This window comes from Sphingomonas sp. DC5200-1 (genome assembly GCF_049897245.1).
GTDB lineage: Bacteria > Pseudomonadota > Alphaproteobacteria > Sphingomonadales > Sphingomonadaceae > Sphingomonas > Sphingomonas aquatilis.
The window spans coordinates 62,095-82,348 of the sequence record NZ_JAFCVW010000010.1 but is presented as its reverse complement, the minus strand read 5'-3'; the positions used below and the strand labels follow the sequence as shown (position 1 = coordinate 82,348).

The 20,254-nt window shown below is 64.2% G+C and carries 16 protein-coding genes; 6 read left to right on the top strand and 10 right to left on the bottom strand.

What is annotated here, in order from left to right; genetic code table 11:
- Nucleotides 1-7 precede the first annotated feature (7 nt).
- Genes ACP7A3_RS17645 through ACP7A3_RS17635 form a run of 3 tightly spaced genes read right to left on the bottom strand, consistent with a single transcriptional unit; the run spans nucleotide 8 to nucleotide 4,638 of the window.
- Nucleotides 8-3,106, bottom strand: a complete 3,099-nt coding sequence (locus ACP7A3_RS17645) for a TonB-dependent receptor (RefSeq protein WP_426254433.1) — start codon at nucleotides 3,104-3,106, stop codon at nucleotides 8-10.
- 55 nt (nucleotides 3,107-3,161) lie between these two features.
- Nucleotides 3,162-4,127 (bottom strand): FecR family protein, encoded by a 966-nt coding sequence (locus ACP7A3_RS17640; RefSeq protein WP_426254434.1) that lies wholly within the window; start codon nucleotides 4,125-4,127, stop codon nucleotides 3,162-3,164.
- The gene (locus ACP7A3_RS17635; protein WP_426268137.1) at nucleotides 4,111-4,638 is read right to left on the bottom strand and encodes an RNA polymerase sigma factor; all 528 of its coding nucleotides are present in this window, start codon (nucleotides 4,636-4,638) and stop codon (nucleotides 4,111-4,113) included. The genes ACP7A3_RS17640 and ACP7A3_RS17635 overlap by 17 nt, the downstream gene beginning before the upstream one ends.
- 399 nt (nucleotides 4,639-5,037) lie before the next feature.
- Here ACP7A3_RS17635 and ACP7A3_RS17630 point away from each other — a divergent pair, with 399 nt between their 5' ends.
- From ACP7A3_RS17630 to ACP7A3_RS17615, 4 genes are read left to right on the top strand one after another with little or no spacing between them, the layout of a single operon-like run.
- Nucleotides 5,038-6,057 (top strand): glycosyltransferase, encoded by a 1,020-nt coding sequence (locus tag ACP7A3_RS17630; protein ID WP_426254436.1) that lies wholly within the window; start codon nucleotides 5,038-5,040, stop codon nucleotides 6,055-6,057.
- Nucleotides 6,054-7,028: an acyl-CoA dehydrogenase gene (locus ACP7A3_RS17625; protein ID WP_426254437.1), complete on the top strand. Its 975-nt coding sequence runs from the start codon at nucleotides 6,054-6,056 to the stop codon at nucleotides 7,026-7,028. The genes ACP7A3_RS17630 and ACP7A3_RS17625 overlap by 4 nt, the downstream gene beginning before the upstream one ends.
- The gene (locus tag ACP7A3_RS17620) at nucleotides 7,025-7,678 is read left to right on the top strand and encodes a PIG-L deacetylase family protein (protein ID WP_426254438.1); all 654 of its coding nucleotides are present in this window, start codon (nucleotides 7,025-7,027) and stop codon (nucleotides 7,676-7,678) included. Before ACP7A3_RS17625 ends, ACP7A3_RS17620 begins: the two co-directional genes overlap by 4 nt.
- The gene (locus tag ACP7A3_RS17615; RefSeq protein WP_426254439.1) at nucleotides 7,675-8,313 is read left to right on the top strand and encodes a methyltransferase; all 639 of its coding nucleotides are present in this window, start codon (nucleotides 7,675-7,677) and stop codon (nucleotides 8,311-8,313) included. Before ACP7A3_RS17620 ends, ACP7A3_RS17615 begins: the two co-directional genes overlap by 4 nt.
- 447 nt (nucleotides 8,314-8,760) lie before the next feature.
- On the opposite strand, the gene ACP7A3_RS17610 is transcribed toward ACP7A3_RS17615, so the two are convergent.
- The 4 genes from ACP7A3_RS17610 to ACP7A3_RS17595 form a co-directional block, all read right to left on the bottom strand.
- A complete protein-coding gene (locus ACP7A3_RS17610) occupies nucleotides 8,761-9,087 on the bottom strand; it encodes a MarR family winged helix-turn-helix transcriptional regulator (RefSeq protein WP_426262749.1) in 327 nt (108 codons plus the stop codon).
- Between the two features lie 86 nt (nucleotides 9,088-9,173).
- The gene (locus ACP7A3_RS17605) at nucleotides 9,174-10,655 is read right to left on the bottom strand and encodes a carbohydrate porin (protein WP_426254441.1); all 1,482 of its coding nucleotides are present in this window, start codon (nucleotides 10,653-10,655) and stop codon (nucleotides 9,174-9,176) included.
- Between the two features lie 88 nt (nucleotides 10,656-10,743).
- Entirely contained in the window at nucleotides 10,744-12,129 is a 1,386-nt protein-coding gene (locus tag ACP7A3_RS17600; protein WP_426268126.1) for an MFS transporter, read from the bottom strand.
- Nucleotides 12,130-12,289: 160 nt separating this feature from the next.
- Nucleotides 12,290-13,252, bottom strand: a complete 963-nt coding sequence (locus ACP7A3_RS17595; RefSeq protein WP_426257122.1) for a dihydrodipicolinate synthase family protein — start codon at nucleotides 13,250-13,252, stop codon at nucleotides 12,290-12,292.
- A 151-nt stretch (nucleotides 13,253-13,403) separates the two neighbouring features.
- Here ACP7A3_RS17595 and ACP7A3_RS17590 point away from each other — a divergent pair, with 151 nt between their 5' ends.
- Nucleotides 13,404-14,459, top strand: coding sequence for a LacI family DNA-binding transcriptional regulator (locus ACP7A3_RS17590; RefSeq protein ID WP_394663670.1), 1,056 nt, complete (start codon nucleotides 13,404-13,406; stop codon nucleotides 14,457-14,459).
- A 294-nt stretch (nucleotides 14,460-14,753) separates the two neighbouring features.
- Here ACP7A3_RS17590 and ACP7A3_RS17585 read toward each other — a convergent pair whose 3' ends face one another.
- The 3 genes from ACP7A3_RS17585 to ACP7A3_RS17575 form a co-directional block, all read right to left on the bottom strand.
- Entirely contained in the window at nucleotides 14,754-15,563 is an 810-nt protein-coding gene (locus tag ACP7A3_RS17585; protein ID WP_426262748.1) for a hypothetical protein, read from the bottom strand.
- 493 nt (nucleotides 15,564-16,056) lie between these two features.
- Nucleotides 16,057-16,647 (bottom strand): hypothetical protein, encoded by a 591-nt coding sequence (locus ACP7A3_RS17580; RefSeq protein WP_426254444.1) that lies wholly within the window; start codon nucleotides 16,645-16,647, stop codon nucleotides 16,057-16,059.
- An 11-nt stretch (nucleotides 16,648-16,658) separates the two neighbouring features.
- On the bottom strand, nucleotides 16,659-17,834 hold the full coding sequence (locus ACP7A3_RS17575) for a zinc-dependent alcohol dehydrogenase (protein ID WP_426254445.1): 1,176 nt from the start codon (nucleotides 17,832-17,834) through the stop codon (nucleotides 16,659-16,661).
- A gap of 135 nt (nucleotides 17,835-17,969) precedes the next feature.
- On the opposite strand from ACP7A3_RS17575, the gene ACP7A3_RS17570 reads away from it, so the two are divergent.
- The gene (locus ACP7A3_RS17570; RefSeq protein WP_426254446.1) at nucleotides 17,970-20,234 is read left to right on the top strand and encodes a PAS domain S-box protein; all 2,265 of its coding nucleotides are present in this window, start codon (nucleotides 17,970-17,972) and stop codon (nucleotides 20,232-20,234) included.
- Nucleotides 20,235-20,254 lie beyond the last annotated feature (20 nt).

Sequence of the window (20,254 nt, the reverse complement as noted above, 5' to 3'; positions counted from 1 at the left end):
AAGTCGGTCAGAAAGCGTAGCGGACACCCAGATAGAACTGCCGCCCTGTGTGGCTGTTCACGAGGATGCTATCCCGGTTGGTGTCGGTGAACTGCTGATTGAACTGGTCGGTCAGGTTCAACCCTTCCAGCGTCAGCTTGATATGGCTGTTGAGCGCATAGGAAATTGACGTGTCGAAGGTCAGGGTCGATCGTACGCCATCGGCGTCGTTGAAGCTGGTCCCGCTGGGCACTGCCGTCAGGTAATTGTCGCGATAGGCGGCAGAGACGCGGGCGCTGAACGCCTTGTCCTCGTAATAAAGGGTCGCATTGAAAGCGTTTTTGGACAGACCTGTCAGGTCGGCCTCGATGAAGCCGCTCGACGCCAGTGTCGACAGATAGCGGATTTTTGAATCCACGAACGTGTAGTTCAGCAGGGTGCCGAAATTGGCGAGAGCTCCGGGCAGGAAGCTGAACGGCTGCTGGTAGTTGATCTCCAACCCCTTCAGTGATCCACCCGGCGTGTTGACCGGCTGGCTGAAAGTGAACTGGTCGTTTGCCGAAACGCCGAGGCCGGTCAGAAGGGACGTCGGCAGGCCGGATGCGCTGAACGGCTGGGTAACCCGCGCCGTCTGGATGAACGACTTGATGTCCTTGTAGAACAGGCCGATGCCCAGGAAGGCGCGCGGCGCGAAATACCATTCGGCTGACAGGTCGAGCGTGTTGGCGCGGATCGGCTCGAGCTGCGGGTTGCCTGAGCTCACCGAGAAGACACCGACCGTGCTAAGGCTGCCCCCCGGCGTCACCGAACCCAGATTGGGCCGCGTCATCACCTTCGCAGCCGCCAGCCGGATGAGGACATCGGGCGTCACCTCTGCGGTCAGATTGAGCGCGGGAAGCCAATCGTCATAGGATCGCGTGACGCTGACCTGTTGGGCCGATCCCGCGACCAGCTGATAGCCGCGTGATTCCTGGCGTGTATGCACGTATCGGACGCCGATATCCCCGCGGATCGGAATACCGATATCCGCCTTGAAGTCTGCCTGCACATAGCCAGCCGTGTCCGTTTCCTGCACGCCGCGAATATTGCCCCGCGCGTTGGCGTTGCTCGCGCCGCTGAGCGTGAACAGACCGGTATTGCTGTAGATATCGAACAGCTTCGCGAATGCGTCGATGTCGGGTGTGATCCACGACGAGACATTGCCGGCGGGATCGCCCAGATGGCGACCGAAGCCGGTCAACAGCGTCGTCAGCGAGGCGAGCGTCGTGCCGGCCGGCAGCTGCGGCACGATGCCTTCGTTGACGCGCGCCTTGGCATCCGAATTGAACCGATACCGCTTGACGTTTCCGCCGACCTTCAGCGTCAGCCCGTCGTTGACCGTGTAGGCGAGGTTGGCCTGCGTGGTCAGGATCGTGTTATCGACCGAATTGGGCCGCAACCGGATTTCGGATCGCGGAATGCCAAAGCCGAAACTCGCCGGATCGTTGACGTCGAACCCGTAATTGATGATCGGCAGGTTACGGTTCGGACGATAATCATAGCTGTATCCGTCGGTATTTTCGCGATTGATGATCACCGTCGTCTGGACCGGGTTGTCGAAGAACGATCGTGAATAGCCGATCAACGTCGTCAGTTTCAGCGAATCGCCGAACTTCTGTTCCCCGGTCAGGGTGTATTGCGTGTATTCAGTGCTCAGCTCGTCCCGGCGGGTCTCGCTCTGGATGTCGACGTCGTTGAAGACGCCGTAGACCATCTCGCCCTTACCGTTGATCTCGCCGTTCAGGACCACTGCTTCCGGGCGCCCGCCCTGCGACAGCGGGCGAGCGAAGGACAGGTTTTCGAGCCAGTTTTCCGTCCGGGTTGCGGAGAATTTCGAGTATAGAACGTCGCCGCTGATCAGCGTGTCGCTCGTGGGCTGCCACTGCAACGAACCGGTGATGCCCAGCCGCTCTTGATCGTGCGTCAACCGACCGTAGCGCGGGAAGCGGGGGCTGTAGGTGTTGATCGAATTGGCCGCGGCGAAGGGCGATGCCGGATTATAGCCGCCGACGTTGGTGCCATCCAGCCAGCCCCCCGAACCATGGCCTTCCTCGAAAATGCGTCGCTTGGTGTAGGAGGCGGACACGAGCGCGCCCAGCGTCCCACCGGCAAAGGTGTCGCTGATCACCGCACTCAGTTTCGGATCGACCTTCTGCGACAGGTCGTTGTAGCCGGCCTGTGCCGACGCCACGAAGGTGAACTTGTTATAGTCGAACGGCCGCGCGGTCGTGAGATCGACGGTCGCGCCCAGCGACCCCTCTTCGGTTTCCGCCGACGCGGTCTTGCGCACCGCGATCGAGTTAAACAGCTCCGATGCGAAGACATTGAAGTCAAAGGCACGATTGCGGTTGTTCCCGCCCGAACTGTCGGTGCCGCCGGCGGTGCTCTGCCCCTCCACACCGTTGACGCGGACGCGAGTGAATTGCGGGCCGAGGCCGCGGACGGTGATCTGCCGTCCTTCGCCGGCATCGCGTGCGATCGAGACGCCAGGTACGCGCTGGATCGATTCCGCCAGATTGTTATCAGGGAAGTCGGCGATATCCTCCGCCTTGATGATGTCGACGACGCCGTTCGCCTGACGCTTCTCGTTCAGCGCGCGCCCAAGGCTGCTACGAAAGCCCCGCACGATGATGTCCGGCTGACTCTCGCCATCCACCTGCGAGCCGGCCGCCAGCGGAGCAACGTCCGTCGGATTGGTCTGGGGCGGGATGGCACCGCCCGGCTGATCCTGCGCGGGGGCGCTCGTCTGGGCGATGCGTTGCAACGAGGGTGCCGCGGCGAGCTGCTGACGCTTCAGAACGATCGACCGGCCGACGGTAACCGGTGTCAAATCGGTGCCCGACAAAAGCTGACGGAGGGCGGTTTCCACCTCCATCGAACCGGCGATACGATTGACGGTCAGTCCCTGCGTCACGGCGGCAGGGGCGAGGATCTGAATGCCCGCCTGATGCGCGAAGAGCGGTATGCCGGTGCTGGCGGGTTGCGACGGAACGTCGAAGCGGCGGACCTGTGCCTCCGCCTCCGACGGCAGCGCTGCGGCGCAGGCGATAGCGCTAGTACCGAGCCAGAATGCGCGCATGTCGGTCATAATCCCCTCCTGTTTTGGCGCCCTGTCTTCGGTGCGCTCAAGGGGTAAGAGCCCGTTATTGCGCGTTTCCGTCGTCGTCCCGCGCTTTTTTCCTGCGCAGCCGAACGTCGTGCGGCGTAACGGTGGCGACCACGTCCAGCGACGCGGACAGCATTGCGATGAATTCGTCGGGATTGTCGATCTGGAACAGTCCGACCAGCCGCTCGTCCTTCAAACTGTCGTCGGTCAGAACGATCGGTCGCCGGTTGTACCGGTTGAACTCGCCGATCGCATAACCGAGCGTCTCGTTTTCCAGAGCTATTTCGCCGTCCCGCCATGCCAGCGATCGCTGGATCGCCGCGGGAGCGGTGCCGGTTATCGGCGCCGTCTGGCCACGCACGAACGTGGCGAAATGTCCCGCCTCCAGAATTATCATGGCGCCGCTCGCATCGGTCGGCCAGACCGCCACCGTGCCTTCGGTGACGGCGACCTGCACGCCGGTGTCGGTGCGGCGTACCGCAAAGGCGGTGCCGACTGCGCGAACCTGGGCGATGCCCGCGTCCACGACAAACGGCCGCTGGCGCTCCTTTGCGACCTGGAACCAGGCCTGCCCCTGTTGCAGCGCGATCCGCCGGCTTTGCGAATCGAGGACGACGCGGAGCGCGCTGTCCGTGTCGATCGTCGCGACCGATCCGTCGGCCAGTGGAAAGCGGCGGATTTCGCCGCGCTTTGTCGTCACCTCTTCCCCCGACCAGCGCTGCCAGCCGATCAGCCCTGCGATGGCCGCCGCGATCGCACTGCCCGCGCCAGCAAGCACCCAGCGACGGTTCGTCTGCCGCTGCGGCAAGGCGGGCGTGTGCGCCACGGCATGATCCGGCACGATCGCTCGGTCGATGACGCTCAACCCGGCCTGAGCGCGCAGCAGAGCGCCGGCATGGCGCGGGTCGCGCGCCAGCCAGTCCTCGAACTGGCCCCGTTCGCTCTCCTGCAACGGATGCCGCAGGGCCCAGGCGGCGGCCGCTGCCTCAACGCTGTCGGACATGACGGCCCCTCCGGATATCGATTGCCGTCGTGGTGTCGTCGGTCATCATCGTCAGGATTGCGCGTAGGCTGCGGCTCGCTTCATTCTCGACGACCGCTTCGCTGACGCCGAGCGTGCGGGCGATCTCTTTCTGCGGCATCCCCTCGATCCGACGCAGCAGGAAAATCCGGCGGGCACGGTCGGATAGCGTGGCAAGCGCGGCCTGGACGCGGCGCAATTCGTCACGTGCGATCACGGTGCGCTCAGGGTCGGGCAGCTCGCTTTCGATCTGCTGATGGACGTCATCGATGGCCACGCCGATCGGCACGATCCGCGCCCCGCGATGCTGGCGTTTGACGATGTTGCCCGCCATCGTGAATAAATACGCCCGCCCGTTGCCGATGGCTGCGACGTCCGCGATCTGTGCGAGGCGGCAATAGCATTCCTGCACCACATCCTCCACGTCCCCCGCGACCCGACGCCGCAACCATGCTCGAAGGTCGCGCTCATGCGGTAGGATTTCTCGCCCCACCCATTCAGCCAGAACCTCGCGTTCGGTCACAGTTGCCCCTCTCGTTGGGAACGAGGCACTGGAATGCGGTTTCCGTCAACCAAGATGCAAAATAGGGCGGCGTGGGGCCTCCGAGGCGCGCGCGGTCGATCAAGCGTGCATCGAAACTATTATCTCGTCGACGGCTGCGATTAGGGAATGGCCAGCCTCCAGCTGCGCACAATACGGCTGGAGTGTCGCCTCGTGGGTCAATGCGGCAACAAAGTAAGGCGTCCGCTGTACCTCCTGCGCAAGAAGGGGCAGCGGGTGTTTGTGCTCGGCCGACATATTCCTACCATGACGGCCAGGCTTGATCGCGATCAGTGCCATATGTCAGGTATGCCGCTAGGCTGACGCAATGTCGGTCGGCGATCTCACTTGATGAAACAGTCGGCCGCGGGTTGTTTCCGTGTCGCCATCTGCGTGCCTGCTCGTAACGAGGCGGAGGGGCTGCCACGGCTTTTTGCAGCGCTGGATAGGCTCGACCGGCAGGGCGTGCAGCCCGTCCTGTGCCTCATGCTGGACAGCTGCAACGACCGGAGCGTTGCGGTGGCGCGCGACTATGCCGGGCATGCGTCGCTGCCGGTGTGGATCGACCATGCCGCCCAGCCGGAGCCGAATGTCGGTCGTGCGCGACACGGGGCGATGCTGCTCGGCGAGCGGGCGTTGGGCGGTAGCGGCCTTTTGTTGACCACCGACGCGGACAGCCTGCCCGCCGTTGACTGGTTGCAAGCGATGGTCGCCGCGCTCGGCCAGGCCGATGTCGTCGCGGGCAGGGTGGTGCGCACCGTCACCCGGCCAAATCCAGTCCAGGATCGCCTGGAACGCTATTATGAATCGCTCTACGCGATACGGCGCGCACTCGATCCCGTCGTATGGGAGGTGGGAGCAACCCACCATCAGACGAGCAGCGCCAACCTGGGCATCTCCGTGCACCATTATCGGAGGCTGGGCGGCTTTCCGCCGATCCCTGAAGGGGAGGATGCTGAATTGGTCGATGATGCGTCGCGCGCGGGGCTGCGCGTGCGGCGCGACGCGGCCAGCGTGGTGTACACGTCGGACCGGCGCATCGGCCGGGTGATCCACGGTTTTGCAGGCGGGTTGCGCGCGCTCGGCCGTGATGGCGACGGTATCGCAGTCGCCCATCCCCAGGATGCCGCGTGGCAGTATCGCGGTCATGCCCTGGCGCGCCGAGCCTACGACAACGGCGACGTGGCCGCGCTCTCCGACGCGATCGGCTTGACCTGCGACCATCTCGTCGGCGTCTTGCGCGACAGTCCCAATGGCGAAGCCTTTGCGATGCGCGTCGTACCGGTGCCGCCGGGCGGCATGCGGCAGGTGACATTGGCAGCGGCGGAAGGCGGACTGGCGGCGCTATGGGCTGGAAGGTTCGCCGCATGAATTCCATGGGACGCGCCATCGCGCAGCGCTCGGCGCTGCTGCCGACGCTCGGCGATCCGACCGACTCCGGCGCGCTGATGCAGCTGCTACGGCTGCTCTACGAAACGGGTCGCGTCGATCTGCCCCTCGGCCGCCTTTTCGAGGGGCATGTCGACGCGGTGCAGATCGTATGGCGCTATGGCACGCCGCATCAGCGGGAGCGGGTAGCTGCCATCGTCGCGGCCAGCGGTGCGTGCGGCGTTTGGAATGCCAATCTGACGGGGGAGCCGCTCCGTCTCAACGGCCACCGGCTCAGCGGCGGTAAGAGCTTTGCCAGCGGCGCAGGGATCCTATCGCACGCCTTGGTCACGGTCGATGGGGACGGCGGACGCCAGCTGATATTGCTCGATCTGGCACGCACGACGCCGGTGATCGACCGAACGTTTTGGCGGGTCGCCGGGATGCAGCGGTCGGAGACGCATGTCGTACGCTGGGACGACGCGTCCGTTGCGGCGGATGACGTGATTGGTGTGCCGGGCGATTATGTACGCGAGCCATGGTTCAGCGGCGGCGCGCTGCGCTTCGTCGCCGTACAGGCCGGGGGTATCGCCGCTCTGCTCGACCATACGACCGCGCATCTCGTTGCGGCCGGTCGTGCGGACGATCCGCATCAGAAAGGGCGCCTTGCGGCACTCTACGGGTTCGCCGAAACCGCGGCAGGAGCGATCCGCACTGCCGCGGCTGGATGGTTTGACGACGTCACTGCGCGTCTGCCGCTGGTCGCTGCCGCGCGTGCCGCGGTCTATGCGGCCGGTGGGCAGGCGATCGACCTCGCCGAGCAGGCGGTGGGCGTCCAGGCGCTATTCGTCGGGCATCCGCTCGCCGCGATCATCACCGACCTGTCGATGTATCTTCGCCAGCCATCGCCTGACGCGCAGCGTATGCAGGTCGGTGCTGCCGTGGCGGCGGGCACCTTGGCCGCACGCCTATGATGCTGCGGCTGGGAATGCCGCGCCGTCTGCTCGTTATCGCGCCGCATGCGGACGACGAGGCGATCGGTGCGCATGCTATGATGACCCGCTTGAAACGACGCGGCGTGACGGTGCAGGTCGTCGTCGTCACCGACGGCGCCGCGTCGCATCCCTCCAGTGTACGCTGGCCGCGTCGGCGGCTGGTCGCCGAGCGCAGACGCGAGAGCAGACGTGTGCTGCGGCAGATTGGCGTGGCGGCGGCTGCCGTGACGTTCCTCGACCTGCCGGATGGTCTGCTGCACACGCAGGCGGCAGCGGCGCGTCGCGGCCTCGCTCGCGCAATCGGCGCCCACGGCCCGACGCTTATCGTGTCGCCCTCCCATGACGACGACCATGTCGATCACCGCACCGTGGCGGCGTGCGTGGAAGCTCTGCGCCGACCCGGCGTCCGTATGCTGACCTATCCGGTGTGGCCGGCCGGCCGCGCGGTCGCGGGGGGCGGCGCGCTGTTCCTGACGGCGCAGGAGCGGCTGGCCAAGCGCCGCGCGATCCGCAGCTATCATACCCAGACCGGGTGCATCACCGATGATCCGGATTGCTTCACGATGACTCGCACGCAGATCGCGGCCTTCACCGGTCCGCGCGAAGTCTTTGTGGAGCGGCGGCGATGAGGCCGATCACGCTTGACGGCTTCGCGGCGAAGTTCGTCGAGACGGACGACCCCTGGTCGACGTTGACCGACCGGGACGAGGCGCTGAAGCGCCGCGCTATCCTGCATGCGATGGGTCCCGGACCATGGGGCCGCGTTCTCGAGCTCGCCGCCGGGAACGGGTCGAATAGCGCTGCCATCGCGCCGCGTGCCTTGCGCCTCGACGCCACCGAGGCGACAGCGAGCGGTGTGGCGCTGGTCGCCAAGGCCGTCGCGGGGCGCTCGCGGGCGCAGGCAATTCAACTGGTCGTGCCCGCCCGTCTGCCGCGACCGCGGTACGACATCGTGGTCGTCGCCGAAGTGCTGTACTATCTGACGGCGCGCGACATGGCGCAGACGGCACGAGATGCCGCAGCCGCCTTACGCCCAGGTGGCCTGCTAGTGCTGGCGCATCATCGCGTCGATTATCCCGATTTCGCGCAGCACGCCGCGGATGTGCAGTGGGCGTTTCTGGCGGCGACAGGGCGTTGCTGGCAGGTGCGGGTGGCGCGCCGTACCGGCCGTTGGATCGTGCTCGCATGCCGCCTTCGTGTAACCGGGGGGCCAAGGAATTCGGCCGAAGCTGTCCTTACATCAGCAATATCGGCCTTGGGCTAAACCATAGGTCGTTGTCATGTATGGCCGACAGGATGGACGTCGACAGATCGTTCGGTCGAGGGGTTTGCTGACGTGGCAGTGCTGGATCGTATCGCATCCCGCAGCACTTGGGTGTGGCAATTGGCAAGACTGTGATCACGCCGACAACGCAGGCCTGTCATCATTGCAGGTTTCGGACCTAGACCGGTCAACTGGCTTGCTAATAACCGGTGACAAGGCAGGCCCCCGTTCAAAACCGAAGGCAATCAGTTGGGTCCTCACTCATAAATGAATGAGCGTCTGCTTTCGAGCAGCGCCGCTGCCCCCATACACGTCCGTTTCTGGGTCAAAAAGAAATTGGCCTACAATGTGAACAATCTCTGCCAGAGCGACCAAGCCGATGGCAACCTCGCCTGTGCTGACCCAATCTGGCATGCTCTGGCCAAAAATGCGCATGGGTCTTAAGTCTTAGCCGATAGCCATATTCAAACGATCAGCGATGGTCTTCCCCGAGGCCGAAATTATTGCGAACAAGATGCGACGATCCGCCCCACACCTCCGTCGGCTGATCAGCCCTTTTGCCTCAAGAACGTCCAGAACGCGGGACATCGCGCCAGCGTCATGGACCAGACGCGCCGCCAATGTCTTTACGGTGCTATCACCCTCCTTGGCGAAAACGTCCAAGATCATCCATTGGGTCGATGTAAGTCCTTCTCGGCTCGCCAGTTCATCAAGATGACGCAGAAATCGAAGGCAAGCGTTGCGACGATCTAACCTGGTCTGGTCAGGCGGCATCTCCGTCGCGACGCAGCGGATGCGATGGTCTCCGCCCGTCTCCAACGGGTCGATGGATGCGAGTGTCGCGCCACTTCTGTTTGCCATCATCGCTGCGCAGGCATTCCCAACAGTGCTGCTCCATCGATCGAGACGCGCAAGCCAAATGCCAATATGTCACCCGATCGTTTGAGGGCCCGTGGCTTTGCGAAATTGTCCGGGCTGACGACGTACTGGACGTTCGGGCTGATCCGCACGCCGCGATAGGCGGCGATGCCGTAATTGATCTCGAACACGCCCTCGTCTGGAAAGACCGTGTCGGTTCCACCGGCCAACGCCCGCGATGCCTGGAGGAACTGGCGCTGGCGATCGCCAAGCCGGATATAGCTGCCCACCACGCCGAAGGTGTCGGCCGGCCGCCCGGAGAAGGGGCCGGTAACGATCACGCCTGCCAGCGCCTGTGCCTTGAACGGCACATAATCGTTGGTCGCGCTGATGACGCCGCCAAAGAGCGTAACGGGGCGCTTTATATCGCCGCCCATATGAGTCGCGGCCACGTCCCCCATGACATAGACCCCGGCCTGGCCATCATGGACCAGCGCCGCACCGCCTGCCGCCCCCGGCCCGTTCCGGGGCAGCCCCCGCGTGTTCAGATAGGGATCGGTCACATCGGACGTGTTGCCATAGGCCCCTATCCGCACATGATAGAGATGGCGGGTTTTCGGATCGCCGGATTGCAGCCCGATCTCGACGGCGGTCTGATGGCCGGTCGAGCCCTTTGTCGACCAGTTGAACCCGTTGGTAGGGATCAGCGATGTGTTGGCTTCGAAGATGCCGATCTGCGCATAGAAGGACTTGGTGGGTGCGACTTTGATACGGCCACCCCAGGTGTTGTACGGGAAGAATCCCAGCGCGCGGTCCTGGATCGGCACCACGGCCGGGTTGAAGCACACCGAATTGCTCTGGAAGGTACAATAGATGGCGGACTGGTTGAAATAGGTCAGCGGGGCAACACGGCCACCGGAGATGTTGACCTTACCGCCCCAGAAATTCTGTTCGAGCGCAAGGGCGGCGAGGCGCAGGTTCTGAACCGCCTTGTAGCGGGTCTGGAAGCCGATGGCGTTGGCGGTGTGATCGACTGCCAGTGACGATCCTTGCGAGACATTCATGCTGTAATGGAGCGCTGCCCCCTTCCAGCCGACGAGACGATCGAGATCCAGGTCGAAGCCAAAGGGAAGGGCATAGGAATTGGCCGTCCCGCGTCCCTGTCCGCCGGTGACGTTGCCGGCGAACTCGTCAACGGCCAGCAGCCGTAGATAGATGCCGTGATCCGAAAGCGATCGTCCAACGCCGACAAGAGGCCCCTTGAGCGGCTTGCCGTTACCCGGCGGCCCTTGCACCTGTGGCTTGGGATAGTTGTTGAGGAAGATGGTCGGTGCCGTGGCGTACGGCTTCGTCCCGGCTTGCGGTTGCCGAGGTTCCGGCGGACCTGCCTTCTCCGACGCCGAGGTTGCACTTTGCGCCAGGCATGGCGACGCGACGAGGGTCGCACTGGCCAGCAAGGGCCAGAGGCAGCGAACGAGGATCATGAATGGTCTCCAGACGGGAGGGGGCGCAGGCACGGCGTCGGGGCCGGCAGGCCGGTCGGGGGCGCGGCCCTGCCGCGCCCCGCCATCGTTACGGAGAGACTTCTTCCAAGGCGCGCCCGGTTGTCTCGGGAGCCCAGCGCAAGACGATGAGTCCGGTCAGGGCCGCCACCACGGCAAAGGTCAGGAAGACCGGAGCGACCGAGCCGCTCGTCATGACCAGGCCGATCACCCAGGGGCCGGTGATGGACCCCGCCCGCAGCCACGCCGAACCCAGTCCTGCCCCCAGCGAGCGCAGGCGGGTGGGGTAGAGCTCTCCCGAATAGAGGTAGAGCGAATAGGTGACCGTCTGCAGCGCGGCGAAGGCCGGTGTCGCCAAGGCGAAGACCATGACCGGCGTCGTGGCGCCCAGCCACCATAGCGCCAGCAGCGGGATCGCAGCGAAGAGCAGCGCGCCGGTGTACCAGTTGCGACGCCCGACCTTATCGATCGTGATTGCGCAGATGAAGGATGCGACCAGGGCAATGCCGGTCATAGCGAACCCATATCCGATCGCCTGATCGATCGGCATGTCGAAGACGGTCTTGTAGAGTGTCGGCAGCCAGGTCAGCAGCCCGTTGTTGATCATATAGGCGCCGAACCACATCGCCCAGAGGAGGAGCGTGCGCGGACCATAGAGCGGGCTGAACAGCTCGCGCCACGACCCTGCCTGACGGCTGGGTGCCGGGGCGGTCGGTAAGACGGCACGGGGTTCCGCGAGCGGCTGACCATGCTTGATGGCACTGGCTTCGAGCTTCGCGACGACCTTCTCGGCATCATCCAGCCGACCGCGCGTGATCAGCCAACGTGGGCTTTCCTCCAGAAAGAAGCGGAGCGGCATGACCAGAAGGACTGGCACCATCCCGACCACGAACATCGCCTGCCAGCCGAGCGACGGGACCAGGAAATATCCGATTCCCCCGGCCGCGGTCAGGCCGACAAGGAACAGCAATTCGTAAAGGAGGAAGAAGCGTCCTCGTTTCTTGGCGCCCGACAGTTCGTTGACATAGGCGCTGGCCACAGGGACCTCGCCACCCGTCCCGATCCCTTGCCGGAAACGGAACAGCATTAGCGAGCTGGCACTCCACGAGAAAATGCAGGCGGCGCTCATAGCGGCGAAAATGGCGATGCAGATCGCCAGTACCGGAAGCCGCCCGATACGCTCGGCCAGCCAGCCGAAGAAGATCGCGCCGAACAACTGGCCCAGATAGCCCGACGAGATGATGGCCGCGGTGGTTGCGGGGGCGAGCCCCCATTCCTTGGCCAGGATCGGCAGCGCATAGGCAAGCGCGATCGTGGTATAACCGTCGAAGAAGGTCGCCATCCCGACGCAACCACGCGCCCACAGGACGGGCCGCGTGACGGGCAGGCGCTCGAGACGCGCAAGCAGGGTTCCGCTATCAGCCTGGCGCTTGGCCATGGCATAGTCGTCGGCCAATCGGCCGACCGACGCAATGGATGCGTTCACAGCAATCTCTCCCATTGGCACGCTCTTGCGGCAAAGCCATCGGCGCGTCTGTTCTCGTTGGGATGTAAGCCGGACGGGACCGGCGGTGGTCGACCGGGGCCCCGCATGGCAGGGTCCCGGCCCAGGAGGTTCAGATGATGCCCGCCTCCTTCAGCGCGGCCTCGATCTCGGCCTCAGCCTCCGGCGTCAGGTCGAGCAGCGGCGAGCGGATCGTGGCGTTGTCGATGATCCCGCGTGCCCGCAGCGCGATCTTCAGGGCCACGGTGCCCTCCATATGGCTACCGCGATGATAGATGTTCTTGGTCACGGGCAGCAGCTGGTCGTGAAGCTGGCGGGCGCGGACATAGTCCTTGGCTTTGCCGGCCTCGATCAGCTGGACGAGCAGCTCGGGCGCCACATTGCCGTAACCGACCAGCGCACCGTCGACGTCGAACATCGTATGGAGCAGATATTCGTCGTGGCAGGTCAGGATCTGCAGTTCGGGGAATTCGCTGCGCAGGACCGGGATCTCGGTGTCCCAGCGCTTCATGTTGCGCACACCGTTCTTGGTGGCGACAACACCCGGCTGTGCCGCGATCTCCAGCTGGGTCTGGAGATTATAGGTTGCCTTGGTGACATCCGGGTACTGGAACAGAATGCACTGGAGGCCGGAGGCTTCATAGATTGCCTTGTAGCGGTCCTGCGGCGCACCCGTTTGATAGCCGAAGCGCAGCCAGCCATGGCTCGGATAGACGAGCGCTCCAATCGCCCCGGCGTCGGCCGCGCGCTTCGCTTCCTTCGCGGCGACCTCGGTGCCTTCGCCGGTAATGCCGGCGATGATCGGCACATCGACCGCCTCCGCCAGCGTCTCGATCAGCTTCACCTGCTCGTCGCGGTCCAGGAACGTGCCCTCGCCGGCATGGCCCAGGATGACCAGGCTTTTCACGCCCTCGACCGAAACAAGCCATTTGGCGAGCTTGACGTTCTGCTCCCAATCGACCTGACCGTCCTTGGTGAAGACGGTGACGGGGGCGGGGTTCAGGCCGCGCAGGTCCATGACCTTCTCGGGGGCGGGGCGCGATACGGCGCGGGGCTCGGGATCATGAAGGCTCATCATTTCTCTCCTGCTCTCACCCGCCCTTTTGGAACGTTGGCGGGAACGTTCCCGTTATCGATCCAGTTTTTTCTGGAGTCAAGCTGCCGGTTGAGGCATTTTATGCACGAGGGACCGGATGGGACCGAGACCGCGACAGGGAATGGCGACAATGGACAGCAACGTCAAAACGGGCAGGGTGACGATCCTCGACGTCGCCGCTGCGGCCGGTGTTTCCAAGTCGACGGTATCGCGCATCCTCGACGAGCGCCTGCCGTCGTCCGACAACGATACCGCGCGCAAAGTGCGCCAGATTGCCGAACAACTCGGCTATGTCCGCGACGTCTCGGCGGCCAGCCTGCGCCGAGGGCAGACGATGACGATCGGCGTCATCGTGCCCCGGCTGACCGACACGGTCATGGCGATGCTGTATGAGGCCATTGCGCGTGCGTGCGCACGGACCGGTCGCATCGCGCTGGTCGCGACGACTGACGAGCAGGTCGAGGGCGAACTGAGGGCCGCCGAGTCGCTTTTGCAGCGCGGCGTGGATGGATTGATCCTGGCCACCGCGCGGGACGATGACGATCTGCCTGACATCCTGGCCAAGCGCGGCGTGCCGTTCGTGCTCGCGCTCAGGACCGACGGCAAGAGCCTTTCCTCGATCGGCGACGACGATCTGGGCGGCTATCTTGCGACCCGGCATCTCCTTGATCTTGGTCATCGGCGGATCGGCATCATCGCGGGACCAGGCTATGCATCCAGCGCCAGGGGGCGGCAGGAGGGATATGTTCGGGCGCTTGGCGAGCAGGGCATCAACCCCGACCCCGATCTCATCGTCGATTCAACTTTCAGTATCGACGCAGGCACCGATGCAGCACTGACTTTGATGCGGCTGCCCTCTCCCCCGACGGCGATATTTGCTGTCAACGACAATACGGCCATCGGGGCCATGTCCGCACTGATCAACCTGGGCCTCAAGGTGCCCGAGGACGTATCGCTCGTCGGATATAATGATATCCCTATCGTCGGTTGTCTGCCGACGCCGCTCACGACCCTTCGCGTCCCCTTTGATCAGATCGCCATGACGGCGCTCGACCTGCTAATCTCGGGCCGTAGCCGACCGCGCGATCCGATTCAGATGGCAGCGCCAACCCTTATTCCGCGACGGTCCACGACCGCAAATGTCCAGGAGGAACGAGCGGGGGCCTTTTCGACGCGGGAAGGGTGATCGGACCGTCTGAACGTGCATCATCTCGCTCACATCGCCGGACGGGCGACTACCAAGCGCGCTTACGTCGGCTCGTGTCAGGAATTGACGTTTGCCGAGCCAGTCAAGAAAGACGACCTTGCTACAATCCAGTCGTTTACGGAGGGTCGCTTAGTTCACCGGAGCGCTTGCTCCTCCACATGAACGAGTGGCAGGTTTCGAGTAGTCGCCGGGCGGCGTTGAGCGACCGATATTGGGTCTCCTTGGACTAGCTCTCCAGGTTGGCCGAAAAGGTGGGGAGGAATGGTGCTTCTTTCAGGCTTCGGCAATCGTATCGCTCTTACCGCCTCGTTCTCCCTTAATAGGAACGCCTGAGTTAGCATTTTCAGTGGCGGGTGCGGCCGGGTTGCGACGAAAGAGACCGGTGGCTGCGCCATATAGCCAGCCGCCGCCCTTCGAGGCTCCCGTCACCGCGTAACTCATCCCCTGACCGACGGCCTCCACTGTGGCGCTCGCTCCATGCCCAACCTGCCTAGCGGCATCAGTTGCGACGTTTGCTGCCGTGTGCAGACCGGCGGCCGCTAAGTCTTTCACCGAAGGCCCCGCGGGGTGCGCGTCCAGACCTTCCCGGATACGTCTCGCCTCGTAGGCAGCGAGGTTGAAAGATCGAAGATTGTAGGCGAACCAAGATCCAGTCCCTGCGGCATAGGCTGCCGTGGCGACCCAGCCCCACACCGTCGCCTTACTTGCAACCTGCCCGCCCACGGCTGCGGCTTCCGCCGCGCTAGGACCCGCCTTGAGGAGGGCAGTGACGGCCTTGATCTTGCGTCCCCCGTCGATGGCGGTCTTGGCGATCGAGATGGCCTTCTTCGCATTCAGCGGAGTTCCGGTTCCCAACAAACCCGCGGCGGTGTCTTGCACCGTCGCGAGTGCAGTGCCCTGATCGCCTAGATGCAAAGCTGCCATTTCTTCCGAGGTGAGATCGTAGAGGTCAGCTATGTCCTTTGCCGCCTCATCGAGGCTGCTGGAACTGAATACCAGCGCTTTTCCGGCGGCTGTGACGCTTCGGGCAATGATAAGCCTATTAGCCCGCGCATAAAGGTCATCCAGCTCCTCGATCGTCATCAAGTTGTCCCCCCTCATCCGATTGCCTCGCTGAAGGCGTATCAGAAATCTGGGCGAAAGAATGAGATATTGGGCCTACCAAGTCCATGGCTCATTCCGCTCGCCGCCGGCCCGAGCCTAGCGTGGTAGAAGATGAACAGGCGTCTGCTTTTGGGAGCCGGTTTGGGTGCTTTGCATGTCCGGGAGTGGGTCTTTGCAGCGGCTGGGCCACCGATCGTGGTGTGGTCGATCTTGGCTGCTCACCGTGCCGATCGCGTTCCCGAGACACGCCACCCCGGGTCGGCTGTGGCTTTCCCGATACTTGCCCCTGCGAGACCGCGGGCGACCCAGTCGGCGGTGCGGGGGTCGACAGCGGTCACGTCGGCGAAATGCGTCCATATGCGCGACTGGGTATCCGGATCGAGCCAAAGGGCGCGCAACTCCTCAGCGGATCGACCGATCGTGATCGCTGCGGGTGCGGTGGCATCAAGCGTCATAGCGGGGGCGGCGTTGTTCATGACGCCAGCACGGGAAGCGCGTCCGCGACCGTGCCTTTAGCGCGGTAATCGGGCGGAATCTCAAAGTCCTTTCGAGCTAGACCCCGTGACGCCTGCGCACCGCGTGGCAGGCCCGAACGATCCGAATAATCGCGTTCCTCGCTGTTTGGATCTCGGCGGTGGAGCGTCTTGACCCCGGCATAGGCGACCAGATCGAGCAAGGTGATCCCCACCACCATCGCGGTGGCGATCGCGGCGTTGCGCCTCTTCGGATTATCGTGGTGCAAGGCCGTCGCGAGGGTGATGAGGTCGAGCGCGTCGCCGCCGATCCGCGCCGCGAGCCCGATCGGTTTATCGATCGACAGGGTCGGCACCGCGGCGGCCAATTCGCGCGCGCCATAGGCCCGGATAAGCCCCTCCTTGCCGTTAAGGCCAAGGGTGCGGACAAGCCGCCCCGGGGCAACCAGTTCGGTGATGCCGAGGCCGATCGAGAACCAGCCAAGCGCGCGCGCCAGCCGGTCGGCACCGCTCAAAGAGCTGGGTCCCTTGCGCTCGACGCTGGGATCGCCCTCCGAACGTGCGATGCCAGTGATGTTGGTGAGTGGCATGACTGCTTCCTTCAGGGCTGGAGCATGACCTTGATGCAGCCGTCCGCCTTGTCGCGAAACGTGGCGTACATCTCGGGACCTCGGGAGAGATCGACCTTGTGTGTGATGACGAACGAGGGGTCTATCTGACTGTCCTCGATCCGGCGCAGAAGGTCGCCCGTCCAGCGCGGGACATGCGCCTGCGCCATGCGGAAGGTCAGGCCCTTGTTCATCGCCTGTCCCATCGGGATCTTGTCAACGAGGCCGAGATAGACGCCGATGATCGAAATGACGCCGGCCGGCCGGCAGACGAAGATCATCTCGCGCAGCACATGCGGACGGTCGTTCTCCATCATCAGCATCTGCTTGGCGCGATCAAGCACCGTATCCGGCTGTCCGAAGCTGACATGACTCTCGGTGCCGACGGCATCGATGCATTTGTGCGGGCCGAGTCCGCCGGTCAGCTCGTTCAGCCGCTCGACGACGCTCTCCTCGTCGAAATTGATAGTGATTGCCCCGGCTGCCGCGGCCATCGACAGCCGCTCGGGCAGATGGTCGATCGCGATCACCTGTTCGGCACCCAGGAGGATCGCCGAGCGGATCGTCATCTGCCCGACCGGGCCGCAGCCCCACACCGCGACGGTGTCGCCCGGCTGTATGTCGGCCTGCACCGCAGCCTGCCATCCGGTGGGAAGAATGTCGGAGAGGAACAGCAGCTTTTCATCGGCGATGCCGTCCGGCACCTTGATATGGGTGGTGTCGGCGAAGGGGACGCGCAGATATTCCGCCTGTCCGCCCGGATAGCCGCCGGTCAGGTGGGTGTAGCCGAACAGCCCCGCCGTCCGGTGCCCAAAGGCCTTGTCGCCCAGTTCGCCCTTGCGGTTGCTCCGCTGGCACACCGAGAAGTTGCCGCGCCGGCACTGGTCGCAGTCGCCGCACTGGATGGTGAAGGGGATGACGACGCGATCGCCCTTCTTGAGCGATCCCTTGGCGCCGCTACCAACCTCGACGACCTCGCCCATCGTCTCGTGCCCCATGATGTCGCCGGGCAGCATTGCGGGCACGAGATTGTGGAAGAGGTGCAGATCCGACCCACAGATCGCGCAGCTCGTGACCTTGATGATGGCGTCGCGGGGATCTTCGATGGCAGGATCGGACACCGTATCGTATCGGATGTCCTCCTTGCCGTGCCAAACCAGGGCTTTCATGCCGGTCTCCTAGGTTGCGTCTGATCCGACTTAAGACTTGAGGGAGACGCGCCCATACGGGCGATCCCTAAGGAACTTTCCACATTATCAATGTGTTGCGGAAGAGCTGGCGTACGGTCCGCAGGGAGCGGGTACATGTCGAAGGACCGATCAAACGATGAAGGTTCCCAGGATGCATCGGTTGGCGATCAGGTCGGGCGCGCGTTGCGGGACGAGCGTCGGCTGCTCGCGTCGGTCCTGGAAAACCTGCCGCTCGGCGTCGGCGTCTATGATGGCGACGGCGCGCTCATTCATTCGAACGCGTGCCTGCGTGCTTACGGCGGCCTGAACCGTTTACCCTCGCAAGAACTTGCAGAGACGCGTCGCTGGCGCGGCTACGATCCGGATGGCCAGCGAATCCCTCCGCGCGACTATCCCGGTGCGCGGGCGCTTCGGGGCGAGCGCGTGACGCCGGGGATCGACTTCCTCTACGATCCCGGCGGAGCACCCGAACGCTGGATGCGGGTCAGCGCAATTCCTTTCCGGCGCGAGGAGACGGGCAGCTGCGAGGCGATTGTGGTGGTGCAGGATGTGGACGATCTCAAGCGTGCGGGTGAAAGGATCGAGTCAGCCCGGAGCAAACTCGCCAGCCAATCGAGGTTCCTAGAGGCAACTCTGTCGTCGATCCCCGACTATGTCTATGCGTTCGACCGGCAGCGGCGCTTTGTCTACGCCAATCCCGCCATGCTCGGGTTGTTCGGGTTGCGTTCCGACGCAATGCTCGGACGCACCTTCGCCGAGCTGGACTATCCGCCCGATCTGGCCGCGCACCTGAACACGCACATCGATCGGATCTTCGCGGATGGCGTCACGGTCGAGGACGAGGTCTTCTATTGCAGCCCGACCGGCCACGCCGCTTATTTCGCTTATCTCTGGGGCCCCATCAGCGCCGAAAATGGCAGGGTCGAACTTGTGGTCGGCGTATCGCGCGACACGACCGAGCGGCGCGTGTTCGAGGAGGCCTTGGCTCGCAGCGAGGCCCGCTTGCGTGCCGCTTCGGAACTGGTCGGTTTGGGCGTCTATGCGTGGGATCCCGTCACGGGCGCGCTCGACTGGGACGAACGGTTGCGCAGCCTGTGGGGACTGCCGCCGGATGCGTCGGTTGACATGGCGGTGTATGAGGAAGGCATCCATCCGGATGACCTGCCGAGGGTTCGCGAGGCGATCGCCGCCTGCGTCGATCCGGCGGGTGATGGCCGCTACGCGATCGAGTTTCGGGTGATCGGGCGCGATGACGGCATCACCCGTCACGTCGCGACCTCGGGCCGCACGACATTCGAGCAGGGGCGCGCGGTCGCCTTCATCGGGGCGGCCGTCGACGTTTCCGACCAGCGCCGGAACGAGGCGGCGATCCGGGCGAGCGAAGCGCAGTTCCGCAGCTTCGCGGAAAACAGCAGCAACCTGCTCTGGATCGCCGACCCCATGGCTGGCGCGATCGTGTATCGCAGTTCGGCGTTCGAAAGGATCTGGGGCGAGCCGCCCGACGCTGTACCCGTCGACCTCAACGCGTGGATGGAGCATGTCCATCCCGATGACCGGCCGGGCGTCGTGCGGGCGCTGGAGATCGTGACGGCAGGCGAGGTCGCGCAATATGAATACCGCATCATCCGCCCCGGCGACGGCGGTATCCGCTGGTTGCGCGACACGAGTTTTCCGATCCGTGACGATCAGGGCCGGATCACGCGCATAGGCGGCATCGCCCAGGATCTGACACAGAAGGACGTCAGGCAGGTCTATATAGTCAGCGCCAGATCGGCCGAGGCGCGCTACCTCGCCGGGCTGGCCCGGGCTCTCGACTGTCACGCGCGCATCTTCGAGAATGCCGCCGCCTTTCTCGACATCGCTCCGGTCCTGGCACCCGGCTGCGTTATGGTCGACCTGCGCAAGGGGCGGGACGATATGCTGTCGATCCCGCGCGAACTCAAGGCACGGTCCATCGCGTTGCCGGCCGTAACGCTGGATGATCCCTGGGCCGGGACCGACGCCGCAGTCGCCGCGATGAAAGCTGGCGCCGTCGACCATATCATCTGCGACGACGAGGCGGTGTTGCGCGACAAGCTGCGTGCAGTGCTCGCCGAGTGCCACGCGGTCGTGCGTCCGGCGGCGCGCGACGAAGAGGCCAGTGCCCAGATCGCCCGCCTGACGCCACGCGAGCGCGAGGTGTTAGTCGGCCTTGTCGATGGCGGCACCAACAAGATCATCGCACAGGCACTTGGCATCAGCCCCCGAACGATCGAGCTTCATCGCGCACAGGTAATGAACAAGCTGGGCGCCAGTAACCTGACTGAACTGGTTCAAATCGCGCTTGCCGCGCATATCAGCCCCACCAGCGCCAGCGGAAGGACACGGAAACCTACCTAGGATCACACCGGATGCCCTCG